This window comes from Paenibacillus sp. CF095 (assembly GCF_900101225.1).
Taxonomy (GTDB): Bacteria; Bacillota; Bacilli; order Paenibacillales; family Paenibacillaceae; genus Paenibacillus.
Window position 1 is genome coordinate 24224 of the sequence record NZ_FMZN01000012.1, and the last position, 19044, is coordinate 43267.

A 19044-nucleotide genomic window follows, 5' to 3' on the forward strand; every position below is an offset into this window, starting at 1 on the left:
CGTGCAGAGCGTCTGACTAATCAATGAATCAATGACCATTCGTCTGTTCGTCCTTACGCGCTTTAGTATCTTGTGCCGAATCTTACCTTTTCATTACCCTTTTGCATTATACGCGATTGACGTTTATACTGCAAAACGGTTTTCAAGGCGAAAATGCTACATTTTGTTTGCTTATGCACCCGATTGAATATCCCTGCCAATCAAGTCCCATACTGGAAGAAAAGAGAGGAGCCCGTTCCATGACCAAGCCAAATCAAAAGACCCGCAAACGCGGGTTCCGTGTACGAAAATTGTTTAAAAACCTGTCTCTGCTCGCCGTGCTCGCCATACTTGCTACCGCTGCAGGATTGGTCTATCTATACGCAACCAGCCTGCCCCTAGCAGACTCTGACCGGAATTCCAGATTACTGGACAGTCAGGGTGAAATCATCGCTACCTTCTCCGCAGGTGGCAAAGACTCTGTACCCGTTCAACTGGAGGATATCGCTCCAGATCTGGTCAATGCCACTCTCGCTGTAGAGGACCGCAAATTCTATAATCACTACGGGTTCGACGTGCAAGGGATGGGACGGGCTGTGCTCGTTAACCTCGAACATATGCAGATGTCGCAGGGTGCGAGTACATTGACTCAACAGCTGGCGCGTAACCTATATCTATCTCATGAGAAAACATGGACTCGCAAAGCCAAGGAAGCCATGTACACGGCGCAATTGGAGATGAAATACAGCAAGGATGAAATTTTGCAGATGTATCTGAACGAAATCTATTATGGGCATGGTGCGTACGGAATCGAAGCGGCTTCGCGAATGTATTTTGGCAAATCAGCCAAACAGCTAGATCTTGCAGAGAGTGCCATGCTGGCAGGAATTCCGAAAGGACCTACCTACTATTCACCCTATAACCATATGAAGAATGCCAAAGACCGACAGAAGATTGTGCTGAATGCCATGGCTGATATCGGTAAGATCACCCAGGCCGAAGCGGATAAGGCCTATGAAAAAATGCTTTCTTTTAAACCGGAAAGTGAGCGTAAAACGGTGGAAAGTGCCCCGTATTTCCGTGACTATATCCGAAATCTGGCCATCAAAGAGCTGGGAATCAGTGAAGCGATGCTGGATCACGGGGGATTGAATATCTACACCACCCTGGATCTGCGTGTACAAAAAGCAGCTGAAGACGCCATAGCGAAGGGTATGGATGCCAAAAGCGAGCTGGAGACGGCCCTCGTGTCCATCGACCCTCGTACAGGCTACATCAAAGCCATGGTAGGCGGCAAGAATTATCGCACCAATCAGATTAACCATGTACTGGCGACAACGCGCCAGCCAGGTTCGGCGTTTAAACCCATTATGTATCTGGCAGCCCTGGAATCCAAGCAGCTCACCAGTGCATCCATATTTAACAGTGAACCTACCCTTTTTCACTATGACAATGACCGCAAAACCTATAAACCCGGCAACTTTGGAGACAAGTATCTGGGTGAGATTGATCTAAGACAGGCGATCGCCGCTTCAGACAATATCTATGCGGTGAACACCATTATGCAGATCGGTCCTGAGCAGGTTGTGAGTATGGCAAAAAACCTTGGCATTACAAGCAACCTGAGCGCCGTACCTTCTCTTGCACTGGGAACGTCACCTGTCAGCCCGCTGGAGATGGCGTCGGCCTTTTCCGTCATTGCTGCTGGTGGACAACGGACGCCACCTGTCGCCATTCTGCAAGTAACAGATGCCGCAGGACGTGTACTCTATGAATCGCCACAGACGAAAGCTGAGACCGTGGTGGAACCTGCGGCAGCTTATGTCCTGACTCGTTTGATGGAAAGCGTCTTCGAAAATGGGGGAACGGGTAACCGGGTATCTGCCGCGATCAAACGTCCGGTTGCCGGAAAGACGGGAACGACCAATACGGATGCCTGGCTCGTTGGATTCACACCGGAGCTCTCCACCGCGGTATGGGTTGGGTACGACCAAGGCAAAGCCATCTCAACTTCGGATGGCCGCCGGGCGGCTCCGATCTTTGCCCAGTTCACAGAGCAGGCACTTGCGAGCGTACCACCCAAAATTTTCACCGTGCCTGATCATGTCGTCAGTGTCTATATTGACCCGGAATCCGGCAAGCTGGCAGGCAACGGTTGTGAAGAGAAACGGCTGGAAGTTTTTATTGATGGTACTGAACCGACAGAGGTATGCCATGGCACGACGGATGATTCGGATTCTGGAGAAGATGAGAAGACCCGTCAGGTACAGAATCAGCAAGGCATACAGGAAGAGAAACATTCCTGGTGGGGAGATTTCAAACGTTGGTGGGTAGAATGACGCAAATGCGCGATGACTTAGTTGCGTCACCTATAACCTCTGGTTATATTGAACAATTGGAAATTCACTTCGGATGAAAACTCATAATTATTCAGATCAATGAATACGATTAATGCACAAGCAAAAGACCCCCAACCGAACTTTCCGGTCAAGGGGCCTTTTGCTTTTTTGCTTTTATACTTTGTTGAAAGATCTGACTTAGGCGAGTGCTTCCTTCAATACATCTGGAGAAGCATTCCACCAGTCTTCGTTGTGTGAGATCAGCAGTGTCTTAAGTGCAGCTCGAGCTTCAGGTCCAAGCTCATCCAGCATGAAGCGACGCTTCAAGGCATAATCCATGCGATTCACATGTTCCGCCAGCAGTTTCCATCCACGTCTTGCTTCCGTATCAATCCACATCTCACATGCCGTTGCTCCACCATACAGTTGGCCTTCCTCCGTGCGATCGACAGCTACCCACACCAGCCATACCTGGCGTCCGTTGGGCACATCTTCACGATTGGTAGAGAACTTGATATTGCGTTCCACTTTACTTTTCGCATGCATCGCACCGATATCGATTTTGGCTTCGCCATTATCAATAATGACCGGGGAAAGGTTATTCAGATCAATGGAGCCTGCACCGAAGCCTTTATGCTTGCTTTTTGCACTAACGATATTCAAGGCAATCTGTTTTTTGCCGTTTTGCTCGTTTTGGTCCATGTTTATAGCCTCCAAGGGTTGATACAAATATTTTAACTAATAATTGTCCCATTGCAAACATATACATGCTGTAGATGCTTGTCAACGGGAGGTATTTAACGATGATTCCACGACGCGCCAAGAGCTGGCTCACTGCATCCCTGGCCCTGTGTGTACTTGCCGGAGGGATATGGATCACTCTGGGTTATAATCGCTCAACTCATTCAGAATTGCCAGTACTCGCCCCCGAATCGGGCAAGCCCAAGGCAATAGCTCCAACCCCAGCACCTCCAGAAAGTGTACAGACCCCTACAGCCGAAGTGTACAGCAACCGTGTTGTGGAATATCACATGGATGTGAAGCTGGTCGAAGGAAACGTATTGGAAGGGACTCAGACGATCACCTGGACTCATCCAGGCAAAAAAACCGTCAGCGAGCTTTACTTTCATATGTACCCCAACGCCTTCTCTTCTGCTGACACCACCTTTATGAAGGAATCCGGTGGAAAGCTTCGGGGTGATGTTATGCCTACCAATGGTTATGGCTCCATGAACATTACCGAAATGAAAACGGAGGACGGGCTCTCTCTGCTGCACCGGATGCAGTATGTGCAACCAGATGACGGAAATATCAAGGACACCACCCTCATTAAAGTACGTTTACCCAAACCGGTCAAAGGCGGGGAAAGTATTACACTCCACACCCGATTCGAAGTGAATCTGCCAAAGATTTTTGCCCGGATGGGAACTGCTGATGATTTTGTCATGGCTGGTCAATGGTTTCCCAAATTAAGTGCCTATGAACCTGTGGGCAGGCGTGGACGAACAACGGAAGGCTGGAATCTGCACCAATACCATGGCAATTCAGAGTTTTACGCCGACTTCGGTATATATAGTGTACGTATTCGGGTGCCTGAAACATACAAAGTTGCTGCTACCGGATTTCCGACGCAACAAGCCGTGGTGAAGAACGGAGAAAAGGTCTATCAATTCTATGCCGATGATGTGCATGATTTCGCCTGGGCAGCTTCACCGGATTTTGTCTACGCCGAGGAACCCTTCTCTGCACCCAATGTGCCTGGTGTACGAATCAAGTTATATTTGGACCCTGCTCATCAGGATCTGAAAGAACGTTATTTCTACGCCGCGAAGGCCGCACTAGCCAATTATAGCAAATGGTTTGGCCCATATCCTTACGCAACCTTATCCATCGTAGTTCCACCCAAAACGGGGAACGGTGCTGGAGGTATGGAATACCCTACGCTAGTTACGGCCTTTGGAGCCGATGATACTACCCCAGGTTATGACCTGGAACGTACCGTAGTCCACGAGATCGGACACCAGTACTTCTACGGCATGGTTGCCAGCAACGAATTCGAGGAAGCCTGGCTGGATGAGGGGTTCACCTCTTATGCAGAAGACAAACTGATGGAGCAGGAATACGGATTGATTCCGAATCTGCCGGTACAATCGGGACTGGTTACGTCTCCGTCATCCTTAACACAAGAATCTTGGAAGTTTGATTCACAGAATGAGTATGCAGCCAATGTCTATACACGTGGCAAGCTTGTATTGCTTGGGATCGAACATCAAGTCGGGGCGAAAACGATGGAACGCATTCTCTCTACCTATGTGAAGAAGTACCGCTTCAAACATCCCACTTCGGCTGATTTTCAGAACGTTGTGGAACAAGTGACCCGCACTTCCTGGTCTGATTATTTTGATCAATATGTCTATGGTAACGGGATGGCTGACTTTGCTGTAGAGAAGATTCGTGTTACGCCCGTACAGAAAGACGGTCAAACATTGTACGAGTCATCCGTGACGATCGCAAAAAAAGGGAGTGATTACAACGCCGTTCCTGTTCGCATTGCTTTTGAAGACGGACATATCCTCACCAAGCAATGGAATGGCAAAGAAGATCGCATCACCTATAAATTAACTCACACATCCCCCGTATCCTGGGCCATGACCGATCCCCTGTACTCGATCGTGCTGGAGAACCGCCATATGAACAATTTCCTGAAATCCGGACTAGATGAGCAAGCGAAATCCCGCTGGAGCATGAGTGTAACCAAACTAATAGAAGCCATATTCGGAGGTCTGTCATGGTGAGGTGGAAACGGTGAAAGCAAAAATACGTGAAGGCTGGTTTCTCGTCCGTCAGCATATGTTCATTGCCGCACTCTTATTTCTATATCAACTCATTTGGGGATATTTCTTCTATCGAATGGTACAATCGGCGGTCATCCCCCTACTCCTGCGCTATCCAGATTCTGATGCCGGGGAACTGAGTACACTTTTGTTCAAAATGGAAAGTCAACTCAACCTGTCTACCCATCCGGAGGTTCATCGTTATCTATGGATTCTAGGGGGCATGCTACTGGTTCGCATGTTGATCAGCCCCCTCATTCAGGCAGGACTGCTCTACTCACTTCAGCACTTTAATTCTACAGAAGAGCGCATCCCCTTTGTCCGCGGAATCAAAAATCTGTGGAAACCGATGCTGCTGCTCCACACCATACGTACTTTATTGATACTTCTGCCCGCCTACTGGCTCATACCGAAGCTCTACTCGATTCTCATGGACGGATTTCATTCCCTTCAATTACTTTTGCCTGGTATACCTTATGTTGCTGCCTGGATTGTATATGGTTGGATCATCCACCATGCCATACTCTACATGCAGTTCGGTGTGTCGGCACCAGAAGGAGAAGGCGGGGCTCACGGTATTCTCAAAGCACTCTGGATTGCACTGCGTCATCTCATCGCTGTAATCGGCATTGCACTCCTGCTGGGCGGAGTACACCTGCTCGTCTTTGGTTCATTCACTTCAGCCTCATGGTTATTAACGGGACTTACCGGACTTATACTACAACAGACGTATCCACTTGCTAGATGTCTATTAAGTCTGTGGAAAATATGCAGCCATTTCCGATTATGGCAGTCCAAAATATCCAAAGGTGAGAGCAGATAGTTTAAAAATTGTTACCATCGTATGTTAAACTCACGGCCTAATATGTACTTATAAATAGGCAAACCTCAACCTTTCCCCGTCAAAGGTCGAGGTTTTTTTTGCTAAATTTGTTGCTAAACGTTGCCAAAGCCGTACTCCTCTGTTACAATAATCGCAGTGAGTTTTTAGTAACAACTTTGTAATCTTTACATTCATATTTGTAACTACTTAAAATTAAATCGTCATTTCTTGATTTCGCAGGTGCATAACTAGCATAGCCAAATTCCTGGCACCTGGGAAGCGGGGGAACCAGTTATGGGTGAATTGATCTTGCTACAGAGGGATCATAGGGGACCTTCAACCGAATCCTTAAGCTAACCTCGCAGGCGTTGGAAGGGGAATATCTCTTGTTCAAGAAGAAATTAACCGCAGCTGTACTTAGCATCACATTCGCTTTATCGCTTGGTGCAGGTAGCGCATTCGCAGATTCAAAGATGGACACAGTAATTGATTCAGCAATGGGAACTACATACAAAAGTGGGGGAACAACGCTTAACGGCTTTGACTGCTCCGGATTTACACGGTATGTATTCGACAAGTTGGGTATTGATTTGGCACGCCAATCCAGTTCCCAATTCGACATGGGCGATTCCGTATCACGCATGGAAATGAGAGCTGGCGATCTGGTGTTCTTTAATACAACAGGTAAAGGCGTATCACATGTAGGAATCTTTGTAGGGGATGGAAAGTTCGCACACTCCTCTTCTTCCAAAGGCGTTACGATCAGTGCATTGAGTGAAAGCTATTGGGCCAATCGTTATGTTGGCGCGAAACGGATTATGAGCACGGACGCATATGAATCACTGGCCCTTGACTAGGGACAAGCTGAGCAACATGATGCTGTAACCATTAACCATACTGGAACGAAGCAAGAAGCATAACAGAACCGCCCGGTACATTCTCCGCAGGAATGTATCCGGCGGTTTTTTTGTGCTTCAATCCTTATTCATGTTGCAAGTTATACTCAGGGCATATCCTGCGACATCAACAGGTTCATTTTGCGTTCGTTCGTCCGTGCCCTTATGATGTTTTTACCCATCCCGTTATAATATAAACGGAATTACCGGAACTTTTGTTTCATTTTTTTTCTTGAGAAGGAAGACTTGCTAAATGAACATCTCTTTTGTAGAGTGGACAAAGAGTTCTGTTTCAAGGAAAGGAGCATGCAGGTGTATGAAGGAAACCCCTGTGACGTTTCACGTTGTACCCATGCGAGAAGAACATGCGGAGCTTATCTGCAGTTGGCAGTATGACCCGCCTTACAATATCTACAGCTGGCTCCCCTGGGACCAGATGAAAGCTCTGGAAGTGGAATTCGGAGATGCACAGCTGCGGCAGGAGCAATATGCGATCGTCCTGGATCAGAACGATCGTATATGTGGGTTTGCTCAATACTTCCCACTTGAAGGGGTAACCCGGATTGGCCTTGGCATGCATCCAGAGCTGTGTGGTCAGGGTCAAGGGACAGCTTTTGTCACTGCCATTGTACAGGAAGCCATTCGCCGAAATCCCACGAACGAGATTGATCTGGAAGTACTCACTTGGAATGCTCGTGCCATTCAAGTCTATCTGAAGAGTGGATTTGTCACCCAAGATACATACGAACGACAGACCCCAAGCGGCTTGAAGCCCTTTCACTGTATGGTTTATGAAGGGCCTCGCGGTTAGAATCCATTGCAAAACAACTAAATTTGCCCCTTGTTATGTGATTAGTTCAAAAAATTCCCACAAAATGCTATGATGTCAGTACAGGTTCCGTTATAATGATATGGATAGTTTCAGGTTAGATGATCTTTCATTCTGGAGGGGACATAAGGGATGCACAAATGGATCATGAGCGGAGTATTTTTTGCAGCATGCGCTTTAGCTATTGTTTTAATGTTTACGCTTCCAGGGAAAGAAGAAGTGGCTGAAGAAGCCAAGCCAACCATGCCGGAAGTAACATTGGATGCCGGACAGGCTGAAGCACTGGTCAAAGCCAATTGTATCTCCTGTCACGGGGATCAGCTTCAAGGTGGCGTAGGACCTGCTCTGGCCAATATCGGCAGCCAGGATGATCTGGAGAAGATCTATTCTACGATTGTCAAAGGTAAAGGTGGTATGCCTTCCTTCAAGGGCAAACTGCAGGATGAAGAGATTGCAAATATCGCCATGTGGCTGTCAGAGAAGAAATAATCTCTGCACGCACATAATGAAGAGGCCCTTAATCCCCTTTTGGGAGAATAAGAGCCTCTTTGTTATACCAATTATCAGGCCTCTGCCGCGTGCTCAGCCAGAAAGGCCTCAACTTCACGTGCGGACGGCATCCCGGACTGGGCGCCGAGCTTTGTCACGGATAACGCGGCCGCACCCATGGCAAAGCCTACGGCCGCGTCCAAAGTCTCACCGCGCGCGAGGGCTACTGCCAGCGCGCCGTTGAAGCAATCGCCAGCGCCGGTCGTATCGACGGCGCTTACGGCGTAGCCGGGCGCACGGCAAGCGCCGGCACGCCCTGCTTGTACGCGGCCGCCAGGCGCCGCCGCGTACACAGCCCCCTCGGGGCCGAGCGTCGTGACGACAGCGGCCCCGAGGGATGCGGCGAGCTCTGCGACCGCCGCATCCAGGTCTTCCGGCCGGAGATGATCCCGGCCGGTAAGCACGGCAAGCTCACTGCGGTTCGGCGTGACAACGTCGACGCACCGCAGGAGCTCCTGGGGCAGACCCGGCACCGCGGGAGCCGGGTTGAGCACCACCAATGCGCTGCCTTCAGCCGCCAGTTGGGCGGCGCGGGTAACCGCTGGCAGCGGGATCTCCAGCTGCAGCAGCACCGCTGCGGCTGCAGTCAGGCTTTTTACCGTATCCGCCTCTTCCAGCATCTCAGGCACCACTTGCCCATTCGCACCAGGAATAACGATAATCCGGTTGTCTCCCCGAGAGAGCCAAATGGAGGCCGTCCCTGTAACCGTGTCTTCCAATATGCGAACCTGCGAGGCATCTGCACCACTTTTCGTCAGACTGTGCAGCAGACGTTCGCCAAAACCGTCCGATCCCACCGCACCAATCATCGTAGTCTGTCCACCCAGACGCGCAGCGGCAACAGCCTGGTTGGCCCCTTTGCCACCAGCGAGATAATGCAGCTCCTCACCGCTCACCGTCTCTCCCTCTTCCGGAATCGTGTCTGTCTTCACCACGAGATCCATATTGAGACTGCCTACGACAGCAATAAGAGGTTGTTTCTGATTATAGTCTGACATGTATGGTTCACTCACTTCTGGCCGCGCGATAATAACTGACCTCGTTATTCCGACCTCATTTTGTCATAAGCTTCGTTATATTGCCCTGCTTCCTTGATATCTACAGATGTGATACCACCCGCATCCCATGACGTGAGACGCAGCGTAACCGTTGTATAATCAATCGTAATAAAAGGATGATGATTGAATGCTTCCGAGATCGCAGCGACCTCATCCACAAATGCAATCCCTTTCATGTAGTTGGAAAACACGAATTTACGTACAATCCACCGTCCCTCTTCCAGTTCCCAGCCTTCCAGCCTTCCCAGATGAGCTTCGACTTCCTCTTGCGAAAAAACCATGCGTTATCTTCCTCCCCATAGGATGGTACATTACAGACGTGAGTCCGTATAACCACCGACACCTTCGGCGCTATCAACAGCAACCTCAAAGGCCAGGCTCACCGCCATGCGGTTGGCCCATTTCACGACTAACATCTTACCACGGACAAGCTTCAAAATCCAATCAACTACATGGCATAGAACCACTAACCATAAGGCTTTGAGGACAATTCCAGTTCCATTCTTCCCCCTGAAAATGCGTGTAAACATACTAAATTAAAGGTACAAACGTCAACTCTTCTTCCCCGATCAAAATATGAATGCGGTGCTGTTCCTTATCATGGATGACCACGCCACTTCCAACCGGAATAACAGACTCCTCGCCCAGCGCATAGAACAAATCCTCCGCCAACGCCTCATCCACTTCAAGTTGGTCAGATGCAGCCAGTCTCTCCCACTCTTCCGCGTCCATTTCAAAGAAAACATACCGATCCGGTATGCGTCCGATTGCCGTTGTCAGATCTGTCAAAATTCCTTCATAATCCCGTCCATGCTTTACGCCCATTGGCTTTTCACTCCTATTCGGCCCCTAAGGAGCGGATTTGATCTTATTATACCTGAAAATAGCCCTTAAAAAAAAAGGCCTTCTGGTCGATAAATACATATATGACCGTTTTAACTGTTTTAGCAACCGTAAGGAATGCCTAACATTGAACGGATTGCGGCCAAAAATTCGTCCGGAAGCCCGAATACAGCCGCTTGAAAGGATTCAATTTTATCTCATGGATGAGGTGTATGATGAACATTTCAACGATTATTGGACTAGTTTTTGGACTGGTCTCCCTTGTACTCGGTATGTTCCTGAAGGGTGCGCCCTTAATCAACCTGGTTAACAATCCGGCAGCTTACGTTATTATCTTTGTTGGTACAGCAGGAACTATCTTTATCGCATTTCCAATGTCTGAAGTTAAGAAAATCCCTAAGCTTTTCGGAATTATTTTCAAAAATCAAGTACTTATTGATCGAGTGTCTCTGATCGGCACGTTTATGGATTGGGCTTCCACTACCCGTCGTGAAGGTTTGCTTGCACTGGAATCAAAAGTAGAAGAGATTGACGATCAGTTCCTTCGTGGCGGTATGCGTATGATTATCGACGGCAACGATCAGGAATTTGTAAGTGATGTACTAATGGAAGATATTCATGCTACAGAGGAGCGCCACCGCGGCGGTGCCTTGATCTTCGCCCAGGCGGGGATGTACGCACCAACGCTCGGGGTTCTCGGGGCCGTTGTAGGTCTCATCGCAGCACTTGCCGATCTCAGTGACATGGAGAAACTCTCCCATGCGATTGCGGCAGCATTTATCGCAACACTCCTTGGTATATTTAGTGGTTACGTGTTATGGCACCCGATGTCTAACAAGCTGAAGCGGATGTCCAAGCAAGAAATGGAGATCAAGCTGATGATGGTTGAAGGATTGTTATCCATACAGTCTGGTGTATCCACCATTGCCATCAACCAAAAGTTATCCGTATTCCTGACACCTTCCGAACGTAAACAACTGGAAGAGAAGGAGGGATCATCAGGTGAAAAAGGCTAAAAAGCACGAACCACATGAAGAACATATAGACGAGAGCTGGTTGCTTCCATATTCTGACTTGATGACCTTGTTGCTTGCCCTGTTTATCACGTTGTTCTCCATGAGTTCACTCGATGCAGCCAAGTTCGAGCAGATGGCTTCCGCACTAAGCAGTGCATTGAATGGAGGCTCCGGTGTTCTGGATCATACGTCCATGAATCCGGATACGCCAGGTGCCGATCTGGGTAAGAACAAACAGGAACCTACAGAAATCACCAAGAAAACACCAGCTCAGATAACGGATGCACAGATGGCTCAAAAAGAGCAGGAAGATCTGGAGAAGCTCAAGAAACGACTTGACCAGTATATCTCGAAGAACGGACTTTCGGACCAGCTGAACACCAAGCTGAATCAGTCTGAATTGAAGATCACCATCAGTGATAACGCCCTGTTCTCCTCAGGCCGAGCAGATGTAAAGCCTGAATCACGATCCTTGGCCAAAGCAATCTCAAGCATGCTGCAGGAGTTCCCTGAATATGAAGTGGTTGTATCCGGTCATACCGATAATATTCCCATTTCGAACAACCAATATAAGGATAACTGGGATTTGAGTGCAGATCGTGCGCTCAACTTCCTGAAAATCCTGTTGCTGAACTCGCAATTGGACCCTTCCAAATTCACACCAAGTGGTTATGGAGAGTATCACCCGATTGCCAGTAATGACACCAATACCGGACGGGCACAGAATCGCCGTGTAGAGGTATCTATCATTCGGAAGTATCAAAGTAACAATACAAATGTAAAATCCGTTGGCGGAGGAAACTAGAGGCCTGCAGCGATTCATTAACCAAAGACCGTTCTCCAGGTACAAGGAGAACGGTCTTTTGGGTTTATATAAAGCTTATGCTTGGTTTATCTCTACATTTTTTCACACTATTTGCGAAGATTCACCTGTCGTCATTGACCTTATACCAAAAAGCCCTGCTCTCCTTTTCGGAAAGCAGGGCTTCAATCAGTTAATTAGTCAAAGTCGAATCAACTATTCCAGTGAATAGTCCAACAGACCGCCCAGCTCCGCTTTTTCAGCAGCGGTAAGCTCTCTCCAAGAACCTGTCGCCATTTCTCCAAGATGAATGTTCATGATCCGAATACGCTTCAACTTACGAACCTCGTAGCCAAAGGCACTACACATCCGCCGAATCTGACGGTTCTTTCCTTCAGTCAGGATGATACGGAATACTCGATCCGTCATCCGGGTCACGGTACAAGGCAGGGTCATTTCACCCAATATCTTCACCCCAGTGCTCATACCTCTAAGGAAACTCGGGGTTACAGATCGATCAACAGTAACGATATACTCTTTCTCATGGCGTCCTTCTGCTCTAAGTATCCGGTTAACGATATCTCCATCATTGGTCATCAGGATCAAACCTTCCGAGTCCTTATCCAGACGTCCAATAGGGAAAATACGTTCATCGTGCCCGACAAAATCAACGATATTGCCCTGAATATGCTGCTCAGTTGTACTTGTGATTCCAATCGGTTTATTCAGCGCGATATATACGTGTTTTCTCTTTTCCTTGATCGGCTTGCCATTAATTCGTACATCGTCGCCTTCTTCTGCCTGACTGCCCAGCTCAGCCTTAACTCCATTAATGGTTACCTGACCACTATCCACCAACTTGTCGGCTTCACGCCGGGAGCAATAACCTGTTTCACTAATAAATTTATTAATACGCAAAAGGTAATCTCACCTCATCTAGTTCTCTTCATCTGTAATTGGTTCATCCGTTACCTGATCTGCCTCAATAACCTCCGGTTGTTGCTCGGATGCAGGCAGTTCAATGATAACCGTTGTTCCCTTGTTCATGACGCTTTTAATATCCATCATGCCCTTATGTGATTGAATAATTCGCTGACTGACCATCAGACCAAGCCCTGTCCCAGACTCTTTATTCGTAAAGAAAGGCTCCCCAAGCTTGGGCATCATCTCTTCCGGGATACCAATGCCTTCATCCCTGATCTCAATTCTGACGCGTTTCGACTGCTCGTCATGCTTGAGCTTGATATGAATGCTTCCTCCATTTGGCATGGCCTCCATACCATTTTTCAGCAAATTGATGAATACCTGCTTCAACTGGTTCTCTTCACAGTGTACCATAGCCGAATCGGATGAGGCACGCAGTACGAATTCTACACCATGCAGATGCGCCTGACTATCCAGTAACGAGATGACATCGCCGAGAATAAAACGAATATCCCGATTCTGAAAATGAACCGCCTGCGGTTTGGCCAAAATCAGAAATTCACCAACAATAAGGTTGATGCGATCCAGCTCCGATAACATCAGATCCAGATGACGATGATTCAGCTTGTTGCTCTCTTGCTGTAACTGTAGGAACCCGCGCAACGTAGTCAGTGGATTACGAATCTCATGTGCCACACCTGCTGCAAGCTGGCCTACAGTTGTTAGCTTCTCAGAACGTCTGAGCAGCTCTTCCATCCGATTACGGCTTGTAATGTCCCTGGAGACACTAATGAGCGCGGTAATCTCTCCAGCCTCGTCTCGTACCGGAGCCGTACTGACACTGACCTCTACTCGGGTCCCGTCTTTCTTCATCCAGGTGGTTTCGTTGGACGTAATGGACATCCCCTCAACGAGTTGGGCATGCTGACGTTTCATTTCTTCTTCTGCCTCTGGCGGGATGATCTTCAGATTACGACCTTCCACCTCACGACTTCGAAAGCCATATAATTGTTCAAATGCGCGATTAACCCGCAGCACTTTTCCTTCAAGATCCGTAATGTGAATGGCATCCGCTGTCTGATTGATAATGGACTCCAGATGTTCTTTCACCGCCCGATTCTCTTCATACATTTGTTTCAGACGGCTCGTATAATGTCCCAGATTACGAATCATGGCATTAATACGATTGGCCAGTTGGCCTAGTTCATCCTTCCTCCGGACCTTCAGACGGAAATCAAAGTGTCCATCCGCTACATCATTCACTTTTCCCAATATGGATTGGATCGGACGTGTAATATACCCTGCGAGCAGATAACTGCCAAAGATTACGATCTCCAGCAAAACCAACGATATGGAGGCATGGCTCACCAACTGCTCAGATACCATGGAGGATATTTGCTTATAGTCCATGACAATACTGATCACATAGGAAGACTGGTTAGGTGTGAAAATGGGAATAAAACTCTTCAGTACCTTCTGTTCGTGGGTTTCACTGACAAAAGATACATTTTGCCCTGTTCGAATGGCGCGCACCACAGCACGATGATCCTCATCCGTAGAACCATACTGGTATGTACCAAAACGAATCGGTCTGTTATTCAATTTGCTAAAGTTCGAATCTCTTCCGTCATCACCCATGTTCGGGCTGCCAAAAGTCAACGGATTGATGCCTGTAATCTCCAGAATGGAGGGATTGACCTCACGAATTTTATTTAAAATCTCATCCGGACTAGAGATTTTCACATAGTCATCAACTTCCGTATTATTATAGAAAGGATTGATTATGTAGTTTCTCTTTCCATCATGGTAGTAACCCCAGATATCAATATCCGAAGGACTGGATGTAGAATATTCGAATCCATCTGACCAGAAATGTTCCAACTTCTGCCCTTGGGGAATCGTCACCTGTTGTTTTTCAAACAACTGCTTAAAGGCCTGATACCAATAGGTCATGGATTTGGTGGACAGCCCAATTTCTCTCGGATCCGAAGAGCGGCTAACAACGATGTCATCATCCGTCTGCTCCATTAACGAAATATGCGAAACGCCGACCTTTTGGCTCAAGCGTACAAGTTCTTCATTTGTGATATTATTAATATCCGGGTCCAATTCTTCCGCTGCCATGACAGCAGCAAGCCACAGATTGTTTCCAATCTGCCGTTTTACATAATCCGAACTGTATTGATTCTGTTCGACAGCAATTGCAATCTGCTTTGCAGTGAGCACCATCTTGGTTTCACTGTCCTGCCTCAGATTCTCTTCTGTAGTATAATAACTCAGTGCGATATTCAACACTAAAATAACGAGCACTGAGCACGACATAATCATGGATAATTTCGTTTTAATAGACAAGTTTTTTTGTTCACCTCTCGGCTTGTACCCTCTGGCGATATATGGCAAAACCTATCTCCATCATAACGCTTGTATGTCTTTTTGAAAAGGATAATTGACCTGTGTCCAAAAGTTACCGAATGACTGAAAAGCTCGAAATTCGTTGTTTTTTGCATTTTCGAACTCTACAATGAAATTAATCACTATATTTATCCACATACCCACAGGCTTGTGGATAGTTTGTTTATAACTATGTGAGCAACTATACGGTTATCCACAATTCTATACACAACATGTTAACAACCCGAATGCTTGTTCGCTGAATAAACGATTTTGGAAGGAGTTATATAGTAATGACTGAACATTTTCTCCAGACCGATCTTGCGCATTTATCTGAGGAAGCTCAGCATGAGCACTGGATGCGAGAGGCCATTGCTGAGGCTTACAAAGCCGAAGCTCTTGGGGAAGTTCCGATTGGAGCTGTAATCGTACAAAATAACCAAATCATTGGTCGAGGATACAATCTGCGTGAAACTACGCTGGATTCTACCGCCCATGCAGAGATGGTAGCTATTCGTCAGGCCAGCGAGACCATTGGAGCTTGGCGTTTGTTGGATTGTTCTCTGTACGTCACACTGGAACCTTGTCCGATGTGTGCAGGTGCAATTGTACAATCCAGGGTCCCCCGCGTAATCTATGGTACGGCTGATCCCAAGGCAGGCTGTGCAGGTACACTGATGAACCTGCTACAGGAGCCTCGTTTTAACCATCGCACCGAGGTGATTCCGGATATCCTTCAGCCTGAATGCTCCACGATGCTAACTCAATTTTTCAGAAGTCTGCGCCAAAAGTTAAAGTAGTCACCGACTACAAACATCCCAATTAGAAAGGAAGTGTGCTGTAATGGCACTAACACTCTATGATACAGCCAATGGCATAAGCCTTCGGTTGCTCACACCCCAGGATACACAGTCCTATCTGGACCTGATTCAGGTCACACGCGTCCCCTACCAGTCTGTAGAACCCGTGCGAGACGATGAATTCTATACACTGGATGCTCAGACTCGGCGGATTGAGGATCGAGTCAAGGCAGCAGAAGAAGGTACAGGATATCAATTTGGAATCTATACCATTAAAGACAGCCTGTTGATTGGACAAGTAAGTATCAACAATGTCGTATTAGGCGTTGCCAATTATGCAGATATGGGTTACTTTATCCATCCAGATTATCAGGGCGGCGGACGAATGACAGCAGCGGTTAAACTGGCCGTAGCTTATGGCTTCCGTGCGCTGAAGTTAAATCGGGTTCAGGCTGCAGTATTGCCCTCCAACAAAGGTTCACAGCGCGTACTGGAGAAGAACGGATTCCAGTTTGAAGGTACTGCTCGCAGATACCTCAAGATCAACGGCAAATATCAGGATCATCAGATCTATGCTGTACTTGCTGAAGACTTGGACGAACTTGCGAATTAATTGATTTAGAATTTCCACCACAAAGCTGTCTGTATTTCCAATTCAACAATATACAAATTTAATATTCCAAACCGCACTACCCTAGTTATGTAGGAGAGAGTGCGGTTTTATTTGTATGTATCACCAGCCACGATTTAAAATCAAAGATCAATTATTTTGCGAATCCCCCTCATACGCTGTGTAACAAAAAAACCGCCTGTATCCAAGCGGAAGGAAATTATCCCTCACTTGAATAACAAACGGTTTGATTTGAACTCGACGAGCTTAGTATCCGTATGAAGCGTTCATCAGTTCTTCGAACTCTTGCATAGTAATTACGTCATTGCCAGTAGGGATGTTGATTTTGAATGCTGCTTTTTCGTTAATCTTGGTGTACGTATTGGAACCGGTAAATGCCAATTTCACTTCGTCTTTTGTACCTTCTGGCTTGATCAGCACATCAGCGACCATCTTTTGATATACAGGGAAGTCGTTTTTGTCCAATGCGAAATCAATGTTGAATTGGTTGATTGTCAGAACATCTTTCAATTTATCCAAGTCTTTAGCCATTTCAGCCTGATCTGCTTCAGTGATCTTCAGATCTTCTTTAGCTTTGTCGATATCAGCCTGATCCATTTGCAGCATTTCACGATATTCCTCTTTGGACAGAATATCCAATACTTTAGGCATAGCTTTTGTTACCAGTACAGTAACTGCTTCTTTAACATTGTCATTATTCACCGAGAATTGTACAACCTGCTTCGCATCTACGCCTTCAGGAAGTTGTGCATCTTTGGTGTCTAGATTTTTGAAGAATTTAGCTTGATCGTACTCGCTCAGCACTGCGTCCATGACTTCGTTGCTCAGCTTTTGCGTTTTGGCTGCGTCCATAGCATCCGGGTTCCATTCCGTACCCTCTTGCTCAGCCAGTTCTTTCAGATCAAGTTCCAGGAATTTGCCAACAACGTTCTCCGGAATTGGGAAGAACGGAATATTCGGCACTTTCACATAGAGTTTCTCAGCTGTCATCACCATTGGAATGGTAAAGGTCATACCCATATCGCCTTTAAGCTCGATGCCTAGAGTCATCTCTGTCTGCATTGGCTCACTTTGGTATACACCTGTTACATTCAACTGAGCATCCTTCAGCATGCTCATAAACTGAGTCATAGTAGGATCAGTTTGTGACGCATCCCCAGGTTTATAGCTCAATTCATTAATTGTAAAGTTAGAACTCATCTCATACGAAGTTAATTTGGAAGCATTGGCCGCAGCCGTCTTCAATGCCTCTTTTGGCTCCTGCTTGCTGCTACATGCTGTCAATGCCATAGATACGGTCAACAGCAACGTAAGAAGAAGCGCCCCCATACGTTTAGTCATTTGTTTCTCTCCTCTCGTGATAACCCCAAAAAAAGTAATTCAATATCAATGATATACCATATCGCCAGATACCGAAACCTAATTTGGGAAAAATGTGATCTTTCCTCTTTAAAATGGCTACAAAGACCTATGTCAGCTTTGGGAATATGCGTGTGCCTGTCTTTATATATGTATGAATACGCAAAAGCCCCCTGTTAGGTAACAAGGGACTTTTGCGTGAATCTGTTTCTTCTATTAACCTTGGGGGTTCAAATGATCCACATGATTTTGATTTTTTACTTTTTTGGAACCGGATAATGGCTCCTGCATGGAAGAGCGTTTGGATGAATGACGATGCTGTTCGGATGCTTGCGCTTCCGGTACGGGAATTGTTTTTGGTTTGCTCATATTATTGCCCCCTCATCATTGTTAGGAATGGGATGGGTCCCTGTCTTCCGTTTTGTCATGATTCAGTGCATCCTGATGACGGCGATCATTAATATCTTGCTGAATTTGCTGGGCATGATGACTGTTTACGGCAGGCTGCTCCAGATCATCGACTACATTTTGCAGGTTTTTGTCTACTCCCGCTTTGGCTTTAGTCAATTGAGTTCACTCCTTCAGAATCAGGCTATTGTCTCGTTTGGGATTGTAACGACTGGGCGCATTCATGAATGTGCCGTGTATAATCGTGAGCCAGTTCCTGAATCGGTTCTGTACGCTCATCTGTCGTTCGTCCATCCCGTTCCACATCAATCAGCTGTACGCTGACTTCACGCGAATCGACATATGCACATTTGAAATCAAAAGAGTACATCTCGTGCCCTGCTGTAGCAATGTGTATCCGAATCGCCTGCTGATCGGCTTCATCGGCCATTACCTGAGCCTGGTCTCCAACATTCAGGACTTGAGGCAAACGTTCTTGCCAAGCCCTACAAGCTCTGTCTGATCGATGTTTAACTCGCGGTTCATCTTACCACCTCCACTCCTATATAAAGTGCGGCGATGAA

At 47.0% G+C, this 19044-nt stretch carries 19 protein-coding genes, 1 pseudogene and 1 riboswitch; of the genes and pseudogenes, 10 read left to right on the plus strand and 10 right to left on the minus strand.

What is annotated here, in order from left to right:
• The first annotated feature begins 239 nt into the window (after positions 1-239).
• Positions 240-2318 (plus strand): transglycosylase domain-containing protein, encoded by a 2079-nt coding sequence (locus BLS69_RS31360; RefSeq protein WP_091039207.1) that lies wholly within the window; start codon positions 240-242, stop codon positions 2316-2318.
• Positions 2319-2516: 198 nt separating this feature from the next.
• On the opposite strand, the gene BLS69_RS31365 is transcribed toward BLS69_RS31360, so the two are convergent.
• Positions 2517-3020, minus strand: a complete 504-nt coding sequence (locus BLS69_RS31365; protein WP_091039209.1) for a YwhD family protein — start codon at positions 3018-3020, stop codon at positions 2517-2519.
• A gap of 101 nt (positions 3021-3121) precedes the next feature.
• On the opposite strand from BLS69_RS31365, the gene BLS69_RS31370 reads away from it, so the two are divergent.
• The 5 genes from BLS69_RS31370 (at position 3122) to BLS69_RS31390 (ending at position 8189) form a co-directional block, all read left to right on the plus strand.
• The gene (locus BLS69_RS31370; protein WP_091039211.1) at positions 3122-5113 is read left to right on the plus strand and encodes a M1 family metallopeptidase; all 1992 of its coding nucleotides are present in this window, start codon (positions 3122-3124) and stop codon (positions 5111-5113) included.
• Positions 5114-5123: 10 nt separating this feature from the next.
• Positions 5124-5975 carry a hypothetical protein gene (locus BLS69_RS31375; RefSeq protein WP_143023648.1) on the plus strand — a complete coding sequence of 284 codons (852 nt, stop codon included), beginning with the start codon at positions 5124-5126 and terminating at the stop codon, positions 5973-5975.
• Between the two features lie 245 nt (positions 5976-6220).
• A riboswitch (cyclic di-AMP (ydaO/yuaA leader) is annotated at positions 6221-6358 on the plus strand.
• A 3-nt stretch (positions 6359-6361) separates the two neighbouring features.
• Positions 6362-6832, plus strand: coding sequence for a C40 family peptidase (locus BLS69_RS31380; protein WP_091039214.1), 471 nt, complete (start codon positions 6362-6364; stop codon positions 6830-6832).
• 355 nt (positions 6833-7187) lie between these two features.
• A complete protein-coding gene (locus BLS69_RS31385) occupies positions 7188-7682 on the plus strand; it encodes a GNAT family N-acetyltransferase (protein ID WP_091039216.1) in 495 nt (164 codons plus the stop codon).
• Between the two features lie 150 nt (positions 7683-7832).
• The gene (locus BLS69_RS31390) at positions 7833-8189 is read left to right on the plus strand and encodes a c-type cytochrome (protein ID WP_036607288.1); all 357 of its coding nucleotides are present in this window, start codon (positions 7833-7835) and stop codon (positions 8187-8189) included.
• A 74-nt stretch (positions 8190-8263) separates the two neighbouring features.
• Here BLS69_RS31390 and rbsK read toward each other — a convergent pair whose 3' ends face one another.
• The 3 genes from rbsK to BLS69_RS31410 form a co-directional block, all read right to left on the minus strand.
• Positions 8264-9247 (minus strand): ribokinase, encoded by a 984-nt coding sequence (gene rbsK, locus BLS69_RS31395; protein ID WP_091039218.1) that lies wholly within the window; start codon positions 9245-9247, stop codon positions 8264-8266.
• A 44-nt stretch (positions 9248-9291) separates the two neighbouring features.
• A complete protein-coding gene (locus BLS69_RS31400) occupies positions 9292-9588 on the minus strand; it encodes a 4a-hydroxytetrahydrobiopterin dehydratase (protein ID WP_062838136.1) in 297 nt (98 codons plus the stop codon).
• Positions 9589-9838: 250 nt separating this feature from the next.
• Positions 9839-10132, minus strand: coding sequence for a hypothetical protein (locus BLS69_RS31410; RefSeq protein ID WP_074092938.1), 294 nt, complete (start codon positions 10130-10132; stop codon positions 9839-9841).
• 233 nt (positions 10133-10365) lie between these two features.
• Between BLS69_RS31410 and motA the strand changes: the two genes are divergently transcribed.
• Both motA and motB read left to right on the plus strand, forming a co-directional pair.
• On the plus strand, positions 10366-11166 hold the full coding sequence (gene motA, locus BLS69_RS31415) for a flagellar motor stator protein MotA (protein WP_017691317.1): 801 nt from the start codon (positions 10366-10368) through the stop codon (positions 11164-11166).
• Complete coding sequence (gene motB / locus BLS69_RS31420; protein ID WP_091039223.1) at positions 11153-11971, plus strand: flagellar motor protein MotB; 819 nt, start codon at positions 11153-11155, stop codon at positions 11969-11971. The genes motA and motB overlap by 14 nt, the downstream gene beginning before the upstream one ends.
• A gap of 213 nt (positions 11972-12184) precedes the next feature.
• Here the strand turns inward: motB and rluF are convergent, their stop codons facing one another.
• Positions 12185-12886 carry a 23S rRNA pseudouridine(2604) synthase RluF gene (rluF, locus tag BLS69_RS31425; RefSeq protein ID WP_091039225.1) on the minus strand — a complete coding sequence of 234 codons (702 nt, stop codon included), beginning with the start codon at positions 12884-12886 and terminating at the stop codon, positions 12185-12187.
• 18 nt (positions 12887-12904) lie between these two features.
• Positions 12905-15244, minus strand: a complete 2340-nt coding sequence (locus tag BLS69_RS31430; RefSeq protein WP_091039255.1) for an ATP-binding protein — start codon at positions 15242-15244, stop codon at positions 12905-12907.
• Positions 15245-15576: 332 nt separating this feature from the next.
• Between BLS69_RS31430 and tadA the strand changes: the two genes are divergently transcribed.
• Positions 15577-16083: a tRNA adenosine(34) deaminase TadA gene (gene tadA, locus BLS69_RS31435; protein ID WP_091039227.1), complete on the plus strand. Its 507-nt coding sequence runs from the start codon at positions 15577-15579 to the stop codon at positions 16081-16083.
• A gap of 43 nt (positions 16084-16126) precedes the next feature.
• Positions 16127-16696: a GNAT family N-acetyltransferase gene (locus tag BLS69_RS31440; RefSeq protein WP_091039229.1), complete on the plus strand. Its 570-nt coding sequence runs from the start codon at positions 16127-16129 to the stop codon at positions 16694-16696.
• A gap of 264 nt (positions 16697-16960) precedes the next feature.
• Here the strand turns inward: BLS69_RS31440 and BLS69_RS31445 are convergent, their stop codons facing one another.
• The 4 genes and pseudogenes from BLS69_RS31445 to BLS69_RS31455 all read right to left on the minus strand — a co-directional run bounded on the left by BLS69_RS31445 (position 16961) and on the right by BLS69_RS31455 (position 19006).
• The gene (locus BLS69_RS31445; RefSeq protein ID WP_091039231.1) at positions 16961-18055 is read right to left on the minus strand and encodes a hypothetical protein; all 1095 of its coding nucleotides are present in this window, start codon (positions 18053-18055) and stop codon (positions 16961-16963) included.
• Positions 18056-18289: 234 nt separating this feature from the next.
• Positions 18290-18442 carry a small acid-soluble spore protein P gene (locus tag BLS69_RS31450; RefSeq protein ID WP_036607296.1) on the minus strand — a complete coding sequence of 51 codons (153 nt, stop codon included), beginning with the start codon at positions 18440-18442 and terminating at the stop codon, positions 18290-18292.
• Between the two features lie 21 nt (positions 18443-18463).
• Entirely contained in the window at positions 18464-18640 is a 177-nt protein-coding gene (locus BLS69_RS32380) for a hypothetical protein (RefSeq protein WP_017691325.1), read from the minus strand.
• A 25-nt stretch (positions 18641-18665) separates the two neighbouring features.
• A pseudogene (locus tag BLS69_RS31455) lies at positions 18666-19006 on the minus strand (hypothetical protein).
• Positions 19007-19044: the final 38 nt, after the last annotated feature.